The organism is Actinophytocola sp., assembly GCF_036555685.1.
Taxonomy (GTDB): Bacteria; Actinomycetota; Actinomycetes; order Mycobacteriales; family Pseudonocardiaceae; genus Actinophytocola.
Map to the genome: position 1 here is coordinate 61,212 of NZ_DATBKY010000316.1, position 17,349 is coordinate 78,560.

17 protein-coding genes are annotated in these 17,349 nt (G+C 71.6%); 6 read left to right on the forward strand and 11 right to left on the reverse strand.

Annotated elements, in window-relative coordinates; translation table 11 throughout:
- The first annotated feature begins 14 nt into the window (after positions 1-14).
- The 3 genes from ligD to VH969_RS34150 all read left to right on the forward strand — a co-directional run bounded on the left by ligD (position 15) and on the right by VH969_RS34150 (position 4,417).
- A complete protein-coding gene (gene ligD, locus VH969_RS34140; RefSeq protein ID WP_331982351.1) occupies positions 15-2,510 on the forward strand; it encodes a DNA ligase D in 2,496 nt (831 codons plus the stop codon).
- Between the two features lie 111 nt (positions 2,511-2,621).
- Complete coding sequence (locus VH969_RS34145) at positions 2,622-3,815, forward strand: arginine deiminase (protein WP_331982402.1); 1,194 nt, start codon at positions 2,622-2,624, stop codon at positions 3,813-3,815.
- On the forward strand, positions 3,812-4,417 hold the full coding sequence (locus tag VH969_RS34150; RefSeq protein WP_331982354.1) for an alpha/beta fold hydrolase: 606 nt from the start codon (positions 3,812-3,814) through the stop codon (positions 4,415-4,417). Before VH969_RS34145 ends, VH969_RS34150 begins: the two co-directional genes overlap by 4 nt.
- Here the strand turns inward: VH969_RS34150 and VH969_RS34155 are convergent.
- On the reverse strand, positions 4,363-5,511 hold the full coding sequence (locus tag VH969_RS34155) for a GNAT family N-acetyltransferase (protein WP_331982357.1): 1,149 nt from the start codon (positions 5,509-5,511) through the stop codon (positions 4,363-4,365). The genes VH969_RS34150 and VH969_RS34155 overlap by 55 nt on opposite strands.
- Before the next feature lie 124 nt (positions 5,512-5,635).
- On the opposite strand from VH969_RS34155, the gene VH969_RS34160 reads away from it, so the two are divergent.
- Entirely contained in the window at positions 5,636-6,181 is a 546-nt protein-coding gene (locus tag VH969_RS34160) for a ferritin (protein WP_331982360.1), read from the forward strand.
- A 103-nt stretch (positions 6,182-6,284) separates the two neighbouring features.
- Here the strand turns inward: VH969_RS34160 and VH969_RS34165 are convergent, their stop codons facing one another.
- Genes VH969_RS34165 through VH969_RS34180 form a run of 4 tightly spaced genes read right to left on the reverse strand, consistent with a single transcriptional unit; the run spans position 6,285 to position 9,325 of the window.
- The gene (locus VH969_RS34165) at positions 6,285-6,629 is read right to left on the reverse strand and encodes a DUF952 domain-containing protein (RefSeq protein WP_414638668.1); all 345 of its coding nucleotides are present in this window, start codon (positions 6,627-6,629) and stop codon (positions 6,285-6,287) included.
- A gap of 6 nt (positions 6,630-6,635) precedes the next feature.
- Positions 6,636-7,580, reverse strand: a complete 945-nt coding sequence (locus tag VH969_RS34170) for a DUF5926 family protein (RefSeq protein ID WP_331982363.1) — start codon at positions 7,578-7,580, stop codon at positions 6,636-6,638.
- 30 nt (positions 7,581-7,610) lie between these two features.
- Positions 7,611-8,531: an aminoglycoside phosphotransferase family protein gene (locus VH969_RS34175; protein ID WP_331982366.1), complete on the reverse strand. Its 921-nt coding sequence runs from the start codon at positions 8,529-8,531 to the stop codon at positions 7,611-7,613.
- Entirely contained in the window at positions 8,528-9,325 is a 798-nt protein-coding gene (locus tag VH969_RS34180; protein WP_331982369.1) for a glycerophosphodiester phosphodiesterase family protein, read from the reverse strand. The genes VH969_RS34175 and VH969_RS34180 overlap by 4 nt, the downstream gene beginning before the upstream one ends.
- Before the next feature lie 37 nt (positions 9,326-9,362).
- On the opposite strand from VH969_RS34180, the gene VH969_RS34185 reads away from it, so the two are divergent.
- On the forward strand, positions 9,363-10,544 hold the full coding sequence (locus tag VH969_RS34185) for a cytochrome P450 (protein ID WP_331982372.1): 1,182 nt from the start codon (positions 9,363-9,365) through the stop codon (positions 10,542-10,544).
- A 210-nt stretch (positions 10,545-10,754) separates the two neighbouring features.
- Here VH969_RS34185 and VH969_RS34190 read toward each other — a convergent pair whose 3' ends face one another.
- The 6 genes from VH969_RS34190 to VH969_RS34215 all read right to left on the reverse strand — a co-directional run bounded on the left by VH969_RS34190 (position 10,755) and on the right by VH969_RS34215 (position 14,842).
- A complete protein-coding gene (locus tag VH969_RS34190) occupies positions 10,755-11,639 on the reverse strand; it encodes a DUF4328 domain-containing protein (RefSeq protein WP_331982375.1) in 885 nt (294 codons plus the stop codon).
- Positions 11,636-11,974, reverse strand: coding sequence for a rhodanese-like domain-containing protein (locus VH969_RS34195; RefSeq protein WP_331982378.1), 339 nt, complete (start codon positions 11,972-11,974; stop codon positions 11,636-11,638). Before VH969_RS34195 ends, VH969_RS34190 begins: the two co-directional genes overlap by 4 nt.
- Positions 11,974-12,183 carry a DUF397 domain-containing protein gene (locus tag VH969_RS34200; protein ID WP_414638669.1) on the reverse strand — a complete coding sequence of 70 codons (210 nt, stop codon included), beginning with the start codon at positions 12,181-12,183 and terminating at the stop codon, positions 11,974-11,976. Before VH969_RS34200 ends, VH969_RS34195 begins: the two co-directional genes overlap by 1 nt.
- A 19-nt stretch (positions 12,184-12,202) precedes the next feature.
- On the reverse strand, positions 12,203-13,039 hold the full coding sequence (locus tag VH969_RS34205) for a helix-turn-helix domain-containing protein (RefSeq protein WP_331982384.1): 837 nt from the start codon (positions 13,037-13,039) through the stop codon (positions 12,203-12,205).
- A gap of 349 nt (positions 13,040-13,388) precedes the next feature.
- Entirely contained in the window at positions 13,389-14,345 is a 957-nt protein-coding gene (locus VH969_RS34210; RefSeq protein ID WP_331982387.1) for a hypothetical protein, read from the reverse strand.
- Positions 14,342-14,842: a SigE family RNA polymerase sigma factor gene (locus VH969_RS34215; RefSeq protein WP_331982390.1), complete on the reverse strand. Its 501-nt coding sequence runs from the start codon at positions 14,840-14,842 to the stop codon at positions 14,342-14,344. Before VH969_RS34215 ends, VH969_RS34210 begins: the two co-directional genes overlap by 4 nt.
- Before the next feature lie 125 nt (positions 14,843-14,967).
- Between VH969_RS34215 and VH969_RS34220 the strand changes: the two genes are divergently transcribed.
- Positions 14,968-17,100 (forward strand): P-loop NTPase fold protein, encoded by a 2,133-nt coding sequence (locus VH969_RS34220; RefSeq protein ID WP_331982393.1) that lies wholly within the window; start codon positions 14,968-14,970, stop codon positions 17,098-17,100.
- Positions 17,101-17,349: the final 249 nt, after the last annotated feature.

Here is a 17,349-nt window from a genome sequence, read left to right on the forward strand (position 1 = left end):
CAGAATGGAACGCGATGGGTGACCTGGACGAATACCGGAAGAAGCGCGACCCCGGCCGCACCCCCGAGCCGGTGCCGGCCGAGGGTTCGCTGCCGACCGGCAACAACGACACGTTCGTCATCCAGGAGCACCACGCCACCCGCCTGCACTGGGACGTCCGGCTCGAGCGCGACGGCGTGCTCGTGTCGTGGGCCGTGCCGAAGGGGCTGCCGGACGTGCCGGGCGACATCCGGCTCGCCGTGCACACCGAGGACCACCCGATGGAGTACGCGACGTTCTCCGGCGAGATCCCGAAGGGCGAGTACGGCGGCGGCCGCATGTTCATCTGGGACCGCGGCCACTACGAGACGCTGAAGTGGTCCGACCGCGAGGTCGCGGTCGTGTTCGACGGCGAGCGGGCGAAGGGCCGGTACACGTTCTTCCGCAGCGGCAAGGACGCCAAGGACTGGATGGTCCGCCGCTCCGAGCCACCGCGGCAGCCCGGCTTCACCCGACTGCCCGAGCTCGTCGAGCCGATGCTGGCCTCGCCGGGCACGCTGCCGCCGGACGACGAGGACGAGCAGTGGGCGTACGAGTTCAAGTGGGACGGCGTGCGCGCGCTGGCCCGGGTCGAGGGCGGCCGGTTGCAGCTGTTCTCGCGCAAGGGCAACGACATCACGGTCACCTATCCGGAGCTGCGCAAGCTCGGCGAGGAGCTGGGCTCGACGCAGGTGTGGCTGGACGGCGAGATCGTGGCCATGGAGAACGGCCGGCCGAGCTTTCCCGCGCTGCAGCAGCGCATGCACGTCCAGAACGACCGGCAGGCGCGCAACCTGGCGAACGCCGTGCCGGTGACGTACCTGGTGTTCGACGTGCTGTACCTGGACGGGCGGTCGTGCATGGACCTGCCGTACTCGGAGCGGCGGCAGCTGCTCGACGGGCTGGAGCTGCGCGGGCCGAACTGGAACACGTCGCCGTCGTACGTCGCGGAGGGTGCCGCGCTGGTGGCGACCGCCCGTGAGCAGGAGCTCGAAGGTGTCGTCGCCAAGCGGGTGACCTCGCGGTACTTCCCCGGCCGGCGCACGCCGGACTGGATCAAGATCAAGGAGCTGACCACGATCGAGGTCCTGATCGGCGGCTGGCGGCCCGGCGAGGGGCGGCGGTCGGGCACGATCGGGTCGCTGATGCTGGGGGTGCCGACCGACGCGGGGCTGCGCTACGTCGGCCAGGTCGGCACGGGCTGGACGGACAAGGCGCTGACCGCGCTCGCCGCGCGGCTCCAGCCGCTGGAACAGCGGACGTCGCCGTTCACCGACGTGCCCGCGGACCGGGCGAAGGGCGCGCACTGGCTCTCGCCCGAGTTGGTCGGCGAGGTGGAGTTCCGGAACTGGACACCGGACGGGCGGCTGCGTGCGGCGTCGTGGCGCGGGTTGCGGGAGGACCTGGCACCGGCGGATCTGGAGCGGGAGGCGGCGCCGGACGCAGTGCCGGACGACCCCGGGGAGCCGTACTCCCCTTCGCCGGACGCCGAGCCCTCGCATGCCGAGCCCTCGCATGCCGAGGCTTCGGAGACCGAGCCGCCGGAGACCGGGACTTCGCCGGATGCCGAGCCGGGGCCGGCGAACGTCATGGTCGAGGTCGAGGGGCGGCGGCTGCGGTTGTCCAACCTGGACAAGGTGCTGTACCCGGACGCGGGGTTCACGAAGGGCCAGGTGATCAACTACTACAGCCGCGTGGCGCCGGTGCTGCTCCCCCACCTGGCCGACCGCCCCGTGACGCTGCGCCGGTGGCCCGACGGGGTGACCGGGCAGCCGTTCTACGAGAAGAACGCCGCGCGCGGGGCGCCGGAGTGGGTGCGGACGGTGCGGGTGGAGACGCCGGGCAGCACGCGCGGGTACGAGACGCTGGACTTCGTGGTGCTGGGCGACCTGCCGTCGCTGGTGTGGTCGGCGAACATGGCGGCGCTGGAGCTGCACCTTCCACAGTGGACCGTGACGCCGGGAGGCGAGCGGCGGACGCCGGACCTGCTGGTGTTCGACCTGGACCCCGGCCCGCCGGCGACGATCGTGGAGTGCTGCGAGGTGGCGCTGCTGGTGCGGTCGCTGCTGTCGGAGCACGGCCTGTCCGCGTACGCGAAGACGAGCGGGTCGAAGGGAATGCAGCTGTACGCCCCGGTCCGGACGGCGGCGGTGGAGCAGACGTCGGCGTTCGCGAAGGCGGTGGCGGAGTCGCTGGCCGCGTCGCATCCGCGGCTGGTCGTCGCGCGGATGGCGAAGAACCTGCGGCCGCGGAAGGTGTTCATCGACTGGAGCCAGAACAACCAGTACAAGACGACGATCGCCCCGTACTCGCTGCGTGGCCGCCCGTCCCCGACGGTGTCGACCCCGATCACGTGGGACGAGGTGGCCGCGTGCCGCCACCCGAACGACCTCGTCTTTACGGCGGACGAGGTGCTGGAACGCGTCGAGGAACACGGTGACCTGCTGAAACCACTACTGGCCAAGAGGCGCCCGAAGCTGCCGGAGCCGTAGCGCGGGCGCCCTCCGGTGGCGGACGTCTCCGCGACAACCCGCGCTTGGAGTTATTACGCTCGCCCGGTGACCGCTCAACCAGCATCTGACCTGGCCCTGCACGACCAGCCCATGCCGCGGGTGGACAGCGAGGTCGGGCCGCTGCGCGCGGTCCTGCTGCACCGCCCCGGCGCCGAGCTCAAGCGGCTGACCCCGCGCAACAACGACCAGCTCCTGTTCGACAGCATCCCGTGGGTCGACCGGGCCCAGGAGGAGCACGACGCGTTCGCCGAGACGCTCGGGACGCGCAACGTCGAGGTGCTGCTGCTCGCCGACGCCCTGGTCACCGCCCTGTCCGACGAGCGAGCGCACGCCGCCGCCGCGGACACGGCCGTCGACCGGCGGCGGGTCGGGCACGAGCTCGCCGACGCCCTCGGCTCGCATCTGTCCACGATGGACAACGAGGAGCTCGCGGACGTGCTGATGGCGGGCATGACGTTCGAGGAGCTGCCGGCCGCCGAGGGCGCGTCGCTGGTACGCAAGATGCACCACCCGAACGACTTCGTCGTCGACCCGCTGCCGAACCTGCTGTTCACGCGCGACTCGTCGGTGTGGATCGGCAACCGGGTGGCGATCGCCTCGCTCGCGATGCCGGCACGCAACCGGGAGACCGCGCTGCTCGACCTGATCTACGCCTACCACCCGCGCTTCCGCGCCGCCGGCCGCGCGTACGGCGCCCACTCGGCCCCGGTCGAGGGCGGCGACGTGCTGCTGCTCGCGCCGGGCGTGCTGGCGATCGGGGTCGGCGAGCGGACCACCCCCGCGGGCGCGGAGTCGCTCGCGCGCTCGGCGTTCGCCGACGGCCTCGCGCACACCGTGCTCGCGGTGCCGATCGCGCAGGACCGGGCGACCATGCACCTGGACACGGTCTGCACGATGGTCGCCCGGGACGCCGTCGTGATGTACCCGGCGGTGCGCGACACGCTCGTGGCCTACCCGCTGCGCCCCGGCGAGCGCGACGGTGTGCGGGTGACCGGCCCGGTGCCGTTCCTGGAGGCGGCCGCGGACGCGATGGACATCGACCGGCTGCGGGTGATCGACACGGGCCTGGACCCGGTGACCGCGGAACGCGAGCAGTGGGACGACGGCAACAACACGCTCGCGGTGGCCCCCGGCGTGGTGGTCGCGTACGAGCGGAACGTGGAGACCAACGCGCGGCTGGAGGACGCCGGCATCGAGGTGCTGCGCATCGGGGGCTCCGAGCTGGGCTCGGGCCGCGGCGGGCCCCGCTGCATGTCCTGCCCGATCGTCCGCGAGCCGCTGTGACACTCCTGCTGGTCGCCGGCGGCTTCTGGCAGGACGAGATCGACGCCGAGTCCTTCTGGGGCCGGACGGGCGTGCTCGACGGGTTGCGGGCGCACGGCGAGGTGCTCGCGCCCGAGCGACCCCGGCGGGCACGCAGCTGGGCGGCCGAGGGTGACTTCCTCGCGAACCTGGTCACGGAGCCGGTCACGGTGGTGGCCGGATCCAACGGGTGTTCGGCAGCCGCGCGGTTCGCGGTCGCGCGGCCGCAGCTCGTCGAGCGGCTCGTGCTTGCCTGGCCGGCCACCGCGCACGATCCCGAGGTCGACGGGTTCACCCGCGACGCGCTTCGCGAGCTGGGCGCCGACGACGACACCGTCGAGGCGCTGCTCGGGGGCGGGACGCTGCGCGGGGTCGGCGACGACGAGCTGCGCGGGCTCGGCATGCCGGTCGCCGTCGTGCCGTCCGAGCCGGAGAACCGGATGCATCAGCGCTACACCGTGGACGCGATCAAGGAGCTCACCGGCGCCACCGAGCTACCCGGCTGCCCCGAGCCGCCGATGCCGGCCTTTCAGCCGGACGGCTTCGTCCACTCCGTCGTCCAGTTCGGGTTGAGCCGGGCGTAGATCGCCATGTCCTCGAAGCCCTCCTCGCCCGACGGGAAGGCCATGGGCTCGGTGCCGACGTGCTCGAAGCCCGCCTGCTCGGCCCCGTAGCGGGATGCCTTGTTGCTCACCGCCGTGGTCAGGCTCAGGCGGCGTTTGCCGAGGCCACCGTCGGCGACCGGGCGGAACGCCCACTCCGTCACGATGCGCAGCGCCTCCCGCAGCACGCCCCGGCCCCGCGACTCCGGATGGACCGAGTAACCGAACTTCGCCTCCGAGTCGTCCAGGCCGTCGAGGTCGAACAGCTGGATGTGGCCCGCCAGCACGTCCGACCCCACCTCGGTGATGCACCAGGCGAACCGCTCGCCGGACGCCTGCGCCAGCAGGATGCGCTCGACCATCTTCGCGCCGTCCGTGATCGCCAGGAGCGAGCGCACCCGCCCGCCGAAGTGGCGGCCACGCGGATCACGCATCACCTCGGCGAACCGGTTCGCGTCGGACACGCGGACCGGACGCAGGCGCAGCCGCGACGACTCCAGCACGGGCGCCACGTTCCACCGGTGCTTCGGCGAGCGGTCGTCGCCGGCCCGCAGCGAGCCGAACCACGCGTCGAACCGCTCACCGCGCCGCTCGGCGAACTTCGCGATCGTGCCGTCGAACGAGAAGCCGTTCGCCCACGCCACCCGCCGCGACGCCCAGTTGCCCACGTGCGCGAACCACACGACGACCTCGAACCGGGAGAAGCCCCAGTCCAGCAGCAGCTTGACCGCCCGGCTGCACAACCCGCGGCCGCGCGCGGCCGGGTGCATGCCGAAGGCGAGCTCCGCGACGCCGGCCTCCTCGTATGCCCGCAGGCTGACCGAGCCGGCGAACGGGATCTCCGGGGTCTCCAGTGCGAACCCGAACTCGCGCGCCGAGCGCCAGCCGTCCGCGATCACCCCGAGGTAGCCGACGGCGTCCTCCCGCGAGTACGGCACCGGCACGCGGGTCCACTCCACCGACTCGGGGTCCACGCTCTGCTCGACCATCGCGTCCACATCGGACTCGCGGTGTGCGCGCAGCGTGAGCACGCCGTCCGTGAGCGTGGGGACGTCATCGGGAAAGGTGCCGGTCATCGGCCCATCGTCGACGGACGGGCACCGGGCACGCAACGCGGTTTCGAGGAAAGGCTTGCCTGAATTGCGGTTCGATAGGCTTGCCTAAAATGCGCGAGACGGTGCCGCTCCGTATTATCGACGAATGGCGAAGACAGGCAACCATTCGAAGTTCCACTCGATGCTGCAGGAGCAGGTGCGGCGCGAGTTCACCGCGTCGCAGCAGTACGTTGCCCTGGCTGTCTGGTTCGACGGCCAGGATCTGCCGCAGCTCGCGAAGCACTTCTACCGGCAGTCGCTCGAAGAGCGGAACCACGCGATGATGATCGTGCAATACCTGCTCGACAATGACATCGCGGTGACGATTCCCGGAATCGACAATGTGAAGAACGATTTCTCCGAGGCCGCGGACCTCGTTTCCCTTGCGCTGCAGCAGGAGAAGAACGTCACCGAGGAGATCATCAACCTGGCCAAGGTCGCCCGCGACGAGGACGACTACAAGGGCGAGCAGTTCATGCAGTGGTTCCTCAAGGAACAGGTCGAGGAGGTGGCGCAGATGACCACGTTGCTGAACGTGGTTCGACGAGCCGGCGGCAACCTCTTCGACGTCGAGAACTACCTCGCCCGCGAGACGGTCGGCGAGACCGGCGGCGACCCGCTCGCGCCGCGCGCGGCCGGCGGCGGGATCTAGCCGGCGCGACCGCCCCCGGCCGGACGGGCCGGGGGCCGGTCAGCCGCCGCACGGCGCGGCCGAGTGCTGCAGCGCGATGCCGACGAGCTGGTCCAGGTTGCCTTCAGCGGGCCGCGAGTTGTGCCGGCAGTGCGAACCGGCCGTCGGCCGACGGCGGGAAGTCGTGGACCGCGACGACGGCCGCCGCCGGGATCGGGCCGTAGACGTGCGGGAACCAGGCACCGTTCGGGTCCGGCGGGGCGCCCGGCTCCCAGCGCAGCGGCACGTCGAGGCGGGCCGGGTCGACCTCCAGCAGGACCAGGTCCGTGCGGCCGGCGAACAGGCGGTTGGCCGGCAGGTGCACGGTGCCGGGGTCCGAGCAGTGGATGAAGCCCTCGGTGTCGAGCGAGTCCGCCCGCACGGGTTCGCCGGGGCGCCAGGCGTCGCGGGTGGTGATGTGCAGGATCACGTCGGGTCAGCGGATCGTTACCTGCCGGCCGACGAGGCCGTCGCGGGCGCGGCGCTCGTCGCCGGTCAGCGGCTTGCCGGCCAGGGAGCCGAGCGCCTCGGTCAGCCGGTCCCCGAGCTCCTCGGCCGGCTTGGTCCACTCGCGGGCGTGCTGCTCGCGGTCGAGGTCCCAGACGGGGACGAGCATGCCGTGGGCGCGGAAGCAGCCGGCGTAGCGGGAGCCCTCGCCGAGGCCGAGCTCGCCGCGGGCGGCCAGCCGGGCCATCGCGAGGAGCAGGTCTTCCTCCGGCTCGGGGCGGACCCAGCGCAGGTGGCAGCGGTCGCCGGCCTCGACCCAGTACGCGGCCGCACCGATGCGCTCGGTCGGCATGATCGCCGCGTTCGCGCGCTCGAGGGACAGCGCGACCTCGCCGGTCGGCTCCTCGCCCTCGGGCATCCACCAGGAGAAGTCGCTGTGCACGGTCGGCTCGATGACCTGGTCGACGTCGACCAGGTCCTGGAAGCGCTCGCGGTCCGGCGACTCGTCGGTCTCGGGCCCGACCACCGGCAGCACGGCGCCCGCGTCGGCCTCGAGCGCCCAGCGCAGCGCGCGGGCCATGTCGCGGCTGACGTCGCTGGAGCGGGTCTGCACCTGGAGGCCGAGCAGGGCCGTGCCGTCGGCGCGGACGAGCGCCGCGGCGGCCATCGGCAGCACGGTGGCCAGCGTGACCTCGCGCTCGGCCGGCTTGGCGAGCTGCAGCGGCGCGGTGGCCGACGGGACGAACTCGCGGAGCGCGATCAGCTCGCACTCGCCGGTGAGGCCCTCGAGCGGCCGCGCGACGGGGACCTCGACGGGACCGCCGGAGCTGCCGTGGCAGGCCTTGTAGCGCTTGCCGGAGCCGCAGGGGCAGGGCTGGCGCGGGTTGATGCCTTCGCTCTCGGTCTTGCGCTTCACGGCGGATCGCTTGGCCATGGCGAGGACGCTACCGAACGCGCACGTGAGCTATGCGGGGAGCCGGGGCAGCAGCAGGCGGGCCACGTCCAGCGCCCGGCTCGCCGGCGACGGGTCGCCCGGCGACCAGTCCTGCGCGGTCCACACGTCGGAGAGCACCGCCTTGACGAATCCCCACGCCACGACCCGCTCGGCGGGCATGGCCAGCTCGTCGGCGAGCTGCTCGACGCGGGCGGGGACCAGCGCGGTGAGCGCGGGATCGCGGTCGTGCGGGTCGGGGTTGAACAGCAGGGAACCGGTCTCGTAGCCGGGGTCGCCGACGAGGCCGTGCGGGTCGATCGCCAGCCACGGCTCGCGGGTGGCGCTCAGGATGTTGTCGTGGTGCAGGTCGCCGTGCAGCACGACGCGGCCCGGGGCCGAGGCGCACAGCTCGCGCATCAGGCCGGCCGCGCGAGCCACGAGGTCGCCGGGCAGCGGCCCGCCGTCACCGTGCTCGGTCAGGTACTCGTCGAACGCGTGGACCTGGTCGAGCAGGTCCGGCAGTGCGGGATCCGGCGTCGCGGTGGCGAGCCGGCGCATGACCGCGACCGCGATCGACGTCGCCCCGGTGTCACGCGCCGGGACGAGGTCACGCAGGCGATCGCCCGGCTCGGCACGTTCGAGCAGCAGCGCGCCGCGGTCGAGGTCCGCGCGCAGTATTCCGACGGCACCGTGGCCGGCGAACGCCCGCAGCGCGGGCACCTCGTCGCGCAGCGAGTCGCCCGTCGGCACGCCCAGCTTGAGCACGGCGTGCGTGCCGTCGTCCTGCCGGGCGGCGACCACGTAGTGGTAGGACAGGTCGAAGGGCGCGCCGATCGTCAGGTGCCAGTCGCGCGCGACCTCGGCGAGGACGCGCGGGAGGTCGTCGAGCCAGCGGGCGCCGGCCTCGCCCCACGCGCCGAGGACGTTGCGGCGGAGCGCGCCGGTGATCACGAGCTCAGCTGGGCACGGGTGGCGGCCGGGGAGTTCGTGGCCAGGTAGCGGACGCCCAGGCGGTGGCACAGCTCGATGTCCTCGCGGGCGTCGACGGTCCAGACGTACGTGTCGTGGCCGAAGGCGGCCGCGCGGGCGACGTAGTCGGGGTCCGCGCGCAGGATGCGGATGCCCGGGCCGGTCATGTCCGCCGAGCGGGGCAGCGTGCCGTCCCAGCGCAGGGCGGACAGGCTGCTGTGCAGCAGGACCGTCGGCAGCGTCGCCGAGTGCTGGCGGAACCTCCGGACGGCCATCGACGAGAAGGACATCATCACGATCTGAGACTCCTCTTTGGACACCGGGTTCGCCAGGCCGTAGCGGCTGAGCAGGGCGATCAACTTCATCTCGACGAGGCCGCCGTACCGGACCGGGTGCTTGGTCTCCACGAACAGCTTCGTCTTCGGCGATTCGACGACCAGGTCCAGCAGGGACTCCAGCGTCAGCACGCCCTTCTGCCCGCGCTCCGGTTCGCGTTCGAGTACGAGGTCGTCGGCGCTGTCCGGCCACTCCGGATGCCAGCTCGTGTAGTCCAGTTCGGACATTCGGTCGAGCGTGAGCGTGCTGACGACGCCGCGGCCGGACGAGGTGCGGTTGACCGTGCGGTCGTGGACGCAGACGAGGTGCCCGTCGCGGGTCAGGCGCACGTCGCATTCGAGGCCGTCGGCGCCCTGCTCGATGGCGAGGGCGTAGGCGGCGACCGTGTGTTCCGCCCGGTGTGCGGAGGCTCCCCGATGCGCCACGACTGCGGGCTGCACGGCGCGGATCATCGCACACAGGGGCTACCGTCGCCTCGTGTTTCACACGAAGGATCCGGCTTTCCTCGCCGACCCGTACCCGGCCTTCGCCGCGCTGCGGTCGCGGGGCGAGGTGCACTGGCATCCCGAACTCGGGCTCGCGGTCGCGGTGTCGCACGGCGCGTGCTCGGCGGTGCTGCGCGACCGGTCGGCCGGGCGCTTGTGGAAGGACAAGGAGCCGGTCGGGGAGCTCGCCGCGTTCAACCTGCTGCACCGGAACTCGCTGCTGGAGAACGAGCCGCCGCGGCACACGCGGCTGCGGCGGCTGATCTCGACGGCGTTCGCCCGCGGCCACACCGCCCGGCTCTCGCCGTGGGTCTCCGCCCTTGCCGGGTCGCTGGCCTCGTCGCTGGCCTCGGCGATCGCGTCGGACGGTTCCGCGGACCTGCTCACGCACGTGGCCGCGCCGCTGCCGGTCGAGGTGATCGCGGAGTTGCTCGGCGTGCCCGAGGCAGACCGCTCGCGGTTGCAGCCGTGGTCGAACGCGATCGTGAAGATGTACGAGTACGACCTCGCGCCGCCGCTGGCCGCGCGTGCCGAGGCCGCGGCCGCGGAGTTCGTCGACTACCTGCGGTCGCTTGCCGCCGCCCGGGCCGCGTCGCCGGGTTCCGACCTGATCAGCGACCTCGTCGCGGTGCGCGACGGCTCGGACCGGCTGTCGGACGACGAGCTGGTCGGGACCGCCGTGTTGCTGCTGATGGCCGGTCACGAGGCGACCGTGAACGTGATCGGCAACGGGGTGCTCGCGTTGCTGCGCAATCCCGCGGAGTGGGCGCGGCTCGTCGCCTCGCCCGAGCTCGTGCCGATCGCCGTGGAGGAGCTGATCAGGTACGACGCGCCGCTGCAGCTCTTCGAGCGGACGGCGGTGTCGGCGACGTCCATCGCCGGCTTCGACCTGGCGCCCGGGGACAAGATCGCCGCGCTGCTCGGCGCGGCCGCTCGGGACCCTCTCGTATTCGATGATCCGGATCGGCTCGACGTGGGGCGGTCGCCGAACCCGCACATCGGGTTCGGGGCGGGAATCCACTACTGCGTCGGGGCGCCGCTGGCGCGGGTGGAGATCGCGGCGGCCTTGTCGGCGCTGGTCACGCGGCTGCCCGGGTTGCGGTTGGCAGGTGAGCCGGAGCGGCGCGGGGAGTTCGTGATCCGCGGGCTGCGGACGCTGCCGGTGACTGCTTGATCGACGGGGCGCGCCGGGGGCCCCCCGGTATCCACGCTACCGGGCAGGAGTGCCGATTCCGGGGCGTTGCTTGGGGGCTGTGGACAACTCGGCCGATTGAACGGTCCATTCAATCGCGCCGGGGCCCCCCGATTTCCAGTCTAGTTGCGAGGGCTGACGGTTTTGGCTGGTCGCCGGGTTGCTGTGGATGGATTCGGGGGTTGTGGACAGCTAGCGACGAGAGTGAGCCAGGCGGGTCTTGCGTAGCTCGGGGTCGGGGGCGTTCTTCACGCTCATCACGCGGAGCTTGCGCAGGCGCTTCGGGTCGACCGGGGCCAGCAGCGTCGAGATTCGGCGGACGGTCAGCGCCGTCAGGACCGCCAGCGCAGCCGCGGCCAGGTCCGTCACGCCGGACAGGATCACACCGTCGGCCTCCGCCTGCACGCCGTTGCGGAAGCGCCAGATGATCGTCACCGCGAAGAGCAGGCCGCTCACCACCCACGCGGTCCACCAGATGAGGGTGGCGCGGGTCGGGGACGGACGCTGGTCAGCCGGGCGGTGCAGGACCTGGTGTTCGAGCTCCGCCAGGATCACGCCGGCCATGGCCAGGTTCACGCCTGGGACCAGCAGGTACGTGACCACCTGCCAGTCCTTGCGCTGCGGGATCTGTTCCGCGGCCTCGGCGGCCGCGTGGCGAGCGAGGTTCAGCCACCAGATCGTCACCGCGCCGCCGATGATCGCGAACGCCAGCGCGAGGACCGCGCCGATCGTCACCACCGCGTCGGACGTCGCCACCACCTGGTCGGACAGTGCGCCCCCGCGGCTTTGCAGCAGCAGGACGTAGCGCCAGATCTCGCCGGCCGCCGCCATCAGCGACAGGGCCGCCACCGCCCACATCATCGCGGCGGCGTGACCGCCCACCGAGCGCACCCGCTCGACGGTCACCGGCGCGCCCGTGCCCGAGTACTGGCCCGGGACCGCCGTCGGCCAGCGCCACGCCAGCGCGGGGAAGCCCCAGCGCGGCGGTTCGGAGTACGCGGGCGGCCCGAGGTACGGCAGCCGGCGACGCGGCCGGCGCTTCGGTCTGTGCGGGCTCGAGGCCACCCACCTGGTCATATGACGGTCGGCTCGCCCTGGTCGGACGTGAGGGCGCGGCCGGCCGCCTCCCACGACTGCATGCCGCCGTCGATGTTGCGGGCGTCCCAGCCGTTGGCGTTGAGGTACGCGGTGACCCGCGCGGACCGGCCGCCGCTACGGCAGATGACCAGGACCTCCTGGTCGGCGGGCAGCTCCTCGAGCCGGCCGGCGAGCTCGCTCATCGGAATGTGCTGGGCCTGCGGCGCGTGGCCGGCGTCCCACTCGTCCTGCTCGCGCACGTCCAGCAGGACGGTCTGCGCCGGCAGCTCGGCCGGAATGTCGGGCACGGTCACCGAGGGGACCTGCTGTGGCATCACACCGACGATGCTGCCACGCCGTCCCGTAGCGCCCCCGTGAGCTGGGCCCAGCCAGCGGCCGGGAAGGCGAGCGTGCCGGCCGCGGGCTGCTTGGAGTCACGCACGGCGACGGCCGGCCCGGCGAAGGCGACCTCGACGCAGGCGCCGTTGCTGCCGTTCGAACCGCTGCGGCTGCTCTTGCGCCACGCGAGGTTTGAGAGGTCCACTGTGGACACTTTGACCGCCCTATCGATCGCCGACGATCCGCTCGATCAGCACGAGCGAGTCGGCCGGACTCAACGCCTCCGAGCGGAGGTTTTCGAACTTCAGTTTAGCTTCCGTGACCGCTTTCTCATCCTCGATATGCAGGGCACCCGTTGGATATTCCACGGAGAGCATCTCCGGATCCCGCGGCTCAGGGAACGACAACAGGGTGAAGGCGCCATCCATCGAGCTGTGGGCGCCCACGCTGAGCGGAAGGACTTGAAGACCAACTGTCGGCAGTTCGGCAATTTGGACGAGGTGGCGAAGCTGCGCGCGCATCACCTCCGCTCCGCCGACCTCTCGGCGCAGCGCGGCCTCATCGAGAATGGCGGCGATGTCGAGCGGATTCTCCGAATCCATCAAACGCTGCTGGCGGATGAGCCGCACCCGCACGTCGTTGGCGATCTGCGCATCGGTCCGCCGATGGCGGCCCTGCCTCAGCATTGCGCGGATGTAGTCCTCGGCCTGGAAGAGGCCCGGCAGGTTCAGTCCCGGGAACTCCTTGACGCTCACTGCGAAGGTTTCGACATCCACATAGCCCATGTCCGTGATGCCGTAGGCGCGGAACCACAGGGGCTTGGCGGCCTCGCGGATCTGGTCCAAGAGGTCCGGGTCGTACTCGTCGTAGAGGTCCATGGCGGACCGGACGAAGTGCACGTCCGCCTTCGTCACGCCGGTCTCGATGCGGTGCAGGGCACTGCGCTTCTTGTCCAGGCGCGCGGCGGCGTCGTCCAGGCTCAGGCCCGCGGACTCCCGCATGTTCCGCAGCCGACGGCCGAGGCGGCGCCTGAGGAAAGGCGCCTTGTTGTGCGTGTTCAACTCCAGCTCCCGGTGACTCCCAGTGCGTCCGTGATCGCAGTCCGGTATCCCGTTGCTGGGATTTCCACCCTTTCGTGTCCTGGTCTCGATCAAGCAACGCGGATGCTGAAAGCCCGCTGGAGAAAGGAAAACACGTGTACGGACGACTCTTCACGCTGGTCACCATCGACGACGACAGCAAGGTCTTCGCGTGGGGACTGGAGATCGAGACCGGCGACGACCTCGAGGCGATCATCTACCGCAAGGACCCGGACACCGGCCGGACGCTGTTCGGCGTGCACGACTCGGCGCAGGCCGCGGCCGACCGGTGGAGCTCGATCGTGCCGGTCGAGATCTCCTGGGAGGAGAGCTACGTCCCCAGCCCGGCGAGCATCTCCGCGACTGAGGCGAGCGAAGTGTCGTCGAGCGGGAGCCTGCCGCGGCCGTGGGGGACGGACCCGTTCACCACGTCCGACTCGCCCCAGCCCTGCGTGATGACGATGTAGTTGCGGCCGTTCGGCGCGTAGACGACGACGTCCTGCTCCGGGGTCTCCGGGCTCGCGAAGCTGGCCGGGTAGAGCTGGAGGATCGTGCCGTCGGCCAACGTCTTGCGCTGGATCGTCGAGCAGTTGCCGAACGCCTTGACGTCGGCGTCCGCGGCCTTGCGGGGTGAGCCCTCGAAGTGGCCCGCCTCGAGCACCATGCTGGCGGGACCGTCGCCCATGTCGATCTCGTACGAGCGGAACGTGCGCGGCGCGCCGGTGTCGAGGTCGGTCCCGTACCACTCGCCCTCGACCCACTTCGGGGTGCTCTTCGCGTGTGCCGCGACCTCGTCGATGAACCGCGGTTCGACGACGTCCTGCGGTGGTGCGGCGAGCCCGGGCGCGTAGCCGAGGGCCGGCCAGGCGCCGCAGCCGTTGCCGTCGGACTTGGTCGTGATCGGCGCCCAGCCGGGGAGCAGCGTGACGCGGTATCCCTCGCCCGGGACGACCGGTTCCGTGCCGGGCGGGACGACCGGCTTGCTCGTCTGGGTGGGCGCGGAGGTCGGCGCCTCGGTCGGCGGCGTCGTCGGCACGGAGACCGCGCTCGGGGGCGACAGCCGACCGGCGGGCGGGAGCTTCTGGCCCTCGGACGCGCCGCGGAGCAGCACCCCGCCGACGCCGATCGTGGCGACGACCCCGACCACGGCGGCGACCGTCGCGCCGCGCTGGACGAGTACGCGCCGGCGTCCCCGGCGGACGACGTGGTCGAGCGTGGTGGCCACGGGGGGCGCCGGCTCGTCGGCGACCGTGCGGAGTGCGGTGCGCAGCTGGTCGTCGGTGGTCATGCGTTCCTCGCAAGGTGGGAGTCGCCCTGGTAGGCCGCACGCAAGGTGGCGAGGCCGCGGGCGGTCTGGCTCTTGACGGTGCCGGTGGAGCAGCCGAGGGTCTCGGCCACCTGCTCCACCGACAGGTCGGCGACGAAGCGCAGCACGAGCACGGCCCGCTGACCCGGGGGTACGGCCATGAGTGCGGCGTGCATGGCGATGCGCTCGTGGGAGCTGTGGTCGGGTGGGACGGGTTGTTCGGGTAACTCGGCCACGGCGTGCTCGCGGGCCCGGCCGCGGCGGCGGCTGTCGAGGAAGACCCTGGTGAGGACGGTGCGCAGGTACGCGTCGACCGTGTCGATGCGGATCTTCGCCCACCGCGCGTAGACGCGGACGAACGCGTTCTGCGCTATCTCTTCGGCGTCCGTCCAGCTGCCGCACATCGCGTACGCGATGCGCCGCGCCCCGTCGAAGCGCGCCGAGAAGAAGTCGGCGAACTCCTGGTCCCGTCCCCGCACCCCTGACCACCTCCGGTCCCTTCTACGCGGAACCGGCCACGAGGGTTGCATGTTTGCGGGAAAGTATTGGTGTGGAGTTGACAATTGACGCGCAACTCGCTGGGGCACTCGAAAAAGCACCGCTGGTGCTCGCCATCTATGACGGGGCGACGACCACGTCCGTGGAGGTCAGCGACGCGGTCACGCGGATCGCGCCGCAATCCATGGCGATCTACCCGGCAGAGGCATCGATCCGCTGGCTGCGCAACAACAACGTGGAACGCTGGATGGCCGAGGGCCGGCCGGTCGTCAGCATCGTCGATCAGCTCGATCCGGACCTGTCCGAGCTGCGCGACGAGCTGGCCGAGACGAGCCACCGCGTGATCCGGATCGGCGCGCGCGAGGTGGAGCCGGCACCGACCGCGGTCGTGGAGCGGCATCTGGCGGGATACATCGCGGACACCGACATCGGTGTCGATCGGCTGGGGATCACGCCCGACGTGGAGATGATGGCCGACCTCGTGGCGTCCCGGCTGATCAAGCCGCCGTTGTCGATCGGGTTGTTCGGGAACTGGGGGTCGGGCAAGAGCTTCTTCATGCGGCAGATGCGCGAACGGATCCGCCTCCTCGCCGACGCGGCCGCCGCCGAGGAGCAGGCCAAGAAGAAGCACGGCCGCGAGGTCTCGTCGTACTGCTCGTCGGTCCGGCAGATCACGTTCAACGCCTGGCACTACGCGGAGGCGAACCTCTGGGCGTCGCTGGCCGCGCACATCTTCGACAACCTCGCCTCCGGCGGCTCCGAGGACGACCTGCAGCGCCGGGCCGACGAGCTGGCCAAGCTGCGCGCCGAGGAGAAGTCGCTGCTCACGCAGCTCTCCGCGGCCCGGCTGGAGCGGATGATGGTCGCCGCGCAGCACGAACGGGAGCCGTTCGCGCTCGACCTGACGCACGACGACTTCCACTGGGTGGCCAAGGCGCTGGACGTGCCGGAGGCGTCGATCGACCAGGTCCGCGAGTTCGCGACGGGGAAGCTCGGGTTCAAGGCCAAGGTCCGGCAGGTGCTGTCGTTGTTCCGGCACAGCAAGCTCGCGTGGATCCTGACCGGCTCCGGAATCGCGCTGACCACCGGCATCGTGCTGCTGCTGCGCAGTCCACTGTGGCCGGCCATCACGGCGCTGGTGTCGACCGTCATAGCCGCGGTGACGCCGTTCGCGCGGGAGGTGCACCAGGCGGCCACGCGGATCAAGGCGGCGGCGGACACGAAGAAGGCGGCGACGGGCAAGCGGCTCGCGGACCTGGACGCGGAGACCGAGCGGCTGGAGCGGGCGGTCTCGGAGATGGCGGCGGGCCACGACGCGACGGCGTTCGCCCAGTCGCGCCAGGCGAGCGACGACTACACGCAGCACCTCGGCGTCGTCTCGCTGCTGCGGCGCGACCTGGAGACGTTCGCGGCGATCCTCGCCAAGGAGCGGGACGCGGGCGGCGGGCTCGAGCGGATAGTGCTGTACGTCGACGACCTGGACCGGTGCCCGCCGGACGTCGTGGTGAAGGTGCTGGAGGCGATCCACCTGCTGGTGGCGCTGCCGGTGTTCGTGGTCGTGGTGGCGGTGGACGCGCGGTGGCTGCGGCAGTCGATCGGTCAGCACTACGCGGAGATGGAGGTCTCGCCGGCGAACTACCTGGAGAAGATCTTCCAGATCCCGTTCCAGCTGTCCGCAATGGACCACGACGGGTTCGCGGACCTGGTGCGCACGCTGGCATCGAGCGGCTCGGCCGCGCCGGTGGCGTCGTCGCCGGTCGAGGTGCCGCGGCCGTCGCCGGTGCCCGCGGTCGAGTCCGCCGGCGATCCCGTGGCGCGGGACCTGCGGCCGCGGCAGCTGGACATCTCGGCGGCGGAGCTGGACTTCCTGAGCACGCTCGCGCCGCTCGTGTCCTCGCCGCGCGCGACGAAGCGGCTGGTCAACCTGTACCGGTTGCTGCGGGCGCGGCTGTCGGGTTCGGAGCTGGACTCGTTCGTCGGCGGGGACGGGGCCGCCGCGGTGCTGGTGCTGCTGGCCGTGCACGCGGGCGAGGCGAAGGCGGCGGACGGCCTGTTCGCGCGCCTCGGCGCGGCGGGCTCGGGCCTCACGTCGTGGCGCGGCCTGCTGGACCGCTACCGCGAGGACGAAGACGTGGAGTCGCTGTGCGAGCAGCTGTGCCGGATCGACGGGATGCCGGACCGTCTCGACGTGTATCGGGAATGGCTGCCGCTGGTGCGGCGCTTCTCGTTCGGTGCTTGACCGGTCGGCCTCCGGCCCCCGATCACCAGCCTACGGACCGGGGCCGACAATTCCGGTCACTTGCGGCGGCGCTGTGGACAACTCGGCCGATTGAACGGCCCATTCAATCGCCCCCGGGGGGAACCCCCGATTTCAACGCTACTCCGCGGGACCGACGGAAACGGTGCGTGGAGCTGAGACCTGTGGGGCTGTGCTTGACCTCTACTTATCTGGAGGTCGCACGGTGGTGGGGTGAGCAATGAGGACGAG